The organism is Candidatus Sordicultor fermentans (assembly GCF_012728195.1).
GTDB lineage: Bacteria > Atribacterota > Atribacteria > Atribacterales > Caldatribacteriaceae > Sordicultor > Sordicultor fermentans.
In genome coordinates, this window is the sequence record NZ_JAAYFP010000130.1 from 1 (window position 1) to 2374 (window position 2374).

The following is a 2374-nucleotide window of genomic DNA, read 5'->3' on the forward strand; positions in this document are numbered from 1 at the left end:
CTATAATGGCATTAGTGAGCTTCTCATCAAAAAAGATACTGTTCCACTTACTGAATTCCAGATTAGTGGTTAGTATTATGCTCTTCTTCTCATAACAATCTGCTATGACCTGATAGAGGAGTTTAGCTCCCTCCAGATCCAGAGGGATATAACCCCATTCATCACATATCAATAGATCTGCTTGTTCTATAGGCTTTAAGAACTTCTTTAACATTCCATTACTTTGGGCATCAATGAGCTCATTCACCAGGGCAGCTGTACTATAGAATTTAACCTTTCTACCATTCATCATACAAGCTGCTACTCCCAGGGCAGTGGCCAGATGAGTTTTACCGGTTCCTACTGGTCCATAGAGAATTAGATTTTCTTTCTTCTCTACAAATGTAGCATTTTTTAGGTCTTCTCTTCCTATGCTTCCTGGTATTTCTATCTGGTCAAAAGTGTAATCGGCAAAGGTTTTAAGGACATCAAATCCAGCTTGTTTTAAGTATCTATTTTTTCTCTCTGCTTCCCGGTGTTTCACTTCCATCTCCAATACCCGGGCTAGGAATTCTTCCTGACTGTCTGCTTCTACAGTAGAGAGGTTTTTTACTATATAACTTCCTAATTTCAACTCCTTACAATACTGTTTAATATTTTCTATTACCATTTCATTCATGGATAGTTCTCCTTCCGGTATAGAGAGTCATATACCCCTATATCCACTTGATACTCTTTGACCGGGGGAACTAAATCTGGAACTTCTATTTCTTTTATGGGGTTACCTTGGTTTTTAATCCTATAGTAGGTAACGAGAACACTATCTATATCACTGACCCCCCGTCTCAAAGTCTCTTCTAAAGCACGAGTAGCATTTATCAGTTCTTCTTCATCATCTCCTTCCATCATTTTCATCAAAGTAGTAATGGTTAGCTTTTTTCTCTCCCTATCCTGACTCTCTAAGTAATTCTTCCACATAAGAGGGAGCTCATTAAAGAAGCGGGTATACTTGATAGCTTGAGGTCTTTTAGCCATAACTTCCAGATAGGGATACCACTTCATTGATTCCTTACCTTTATCATATATCCTATCGTGGATGACCAGGGTATTAAATTGCTTATCCATGATTATGACTTTATCGGCAGTTATCTTCAGGATGACTTCCTCCCCAGCATAGGAAGGAGAAGTAGAGTAAAAATTGGTTTCCAGCTCTACTTTACCATATTTATTAGCTAAGGCAGTTTTGATTCGGCCTACTTCAAACTCTTGAGAGGGAAGGGGAAACATGAATTCTTTTTCTTGAGCAAAGAGTTGGGCTATGGTCTCTCCTTTTTTATAGTGGAGTCTTTGCATATCTCGGTCTCCTAATTCCAGGAGATGGTTATTGTATTCCTCTACATCTTCAAAGTGAGGAGGGGGAACAAACATGTTTCTTCTCCCATAGCCCACTTTATTTTCCACATTACCTTTCTCATGTCCCTTTCCAGGATTACAGAAATTTACTTCAAATCGATAATGAAGGGCAAATCTTTCCAGCTGTTCTACCAGGGTTCTCTCTCCTCTTTTACCTATAACCAGAGCAGCAGAAAGATTATCAAACCATATTTTATAGGGAACACCTTTTATATGCTCAAATATCCTCTTCAATCCAGTGAGGAGACATTCCTGGTTTTCTCCTTTGAATAACTGGGTATAGCCTCCATTACTATAGGGGAAAGAGAGGTTGAGATAATGGCCTTTAATCAATTTCCCTCTTTCATAAAAGATAGCCTGTCCAAAGTCAACCTGAGCTTCCCCTCCGGGATGTTCTAAAGGAAGATATCCCTGTTCATCTTTATACATTTCTTTCTTTACTTTCCTGACATAATTGGCTACTGTTCTGTAGCTTACCTCCAGTAAATCAGCATGTTCTTCTTCTAATCTGGTGAATATCTTCCGAGCGGTATGTCTTTGTTTGCGAGGAGCAGTTTTATCTTTTTCCAGCCATTCCTTGATGAGGGGAATGACTGGGTCAATCTTTGAGGGTCGACCTCTTCTCTCCTCTTTCTCATCTCCAATTCTTTTATTGAAGTCATCCTTTTCCAGATACTTCACCACTGTTCTGTAGTTATGTCCAGTAATTTTGGCAATTTCTGTTACCTTTTTCCCTTTACTGTAATACAGTTTTCTGATACGCTTAACTTGAGTCATTGTTAATATTCCTTTCTTTACACCCTTTAGTTTTGATCACCAAAGGGTAGTTTATTTCAGGGATGCTAACAATGACTTTTTTCATCTTTTTTATTGCATTTTATTTTTGCAACTCTTTGTATTTTTATTTTACCAAACACATGGCAATGGAGTTTCTATTTCCTGCTGTACTTTTTAACTTCCGCTGTGCTGCATTTCTATTCTA

2 protein-coding genes are annotated in these 2374 nt (G+C 38.3%); both read right to left on the reverse strand.

Going from position 1 to position 2374, the window contains the following annotated elements:
* Positions 1–658 (reverse strand): IS21-like element helper ATPase IstB (gene istB / locus GXZ17_RS06950; RefSeq protein ID WP_409376568.1); only part of this gene is annotated, 658 nt, incomplete at its 3' end.
* Positions 655–2169, reverse strand: coding sequence for an IS21 family transposase (gene istA, locus GXZ17_RS06955; RefSeq protein ID WP_409376569.1), 1515 nt, complete (start codon positions 2167–2169; stop codon positions 655–657). The genes istA and istB, both read right to left, overlap by 4 nt.
* Positions 2170–2374: the final 205 nt, after the last annotated feature.

Bases quoted from the DNA above. Each gene is read 5' to 3' on its own strand.
- istA (WP_409376569.1), bottom strand. From the start codon at position 2,169: ATGACTCAAGTTAAGCGTATCAGAAAACTGTATTACAGTAAAGGGAAA.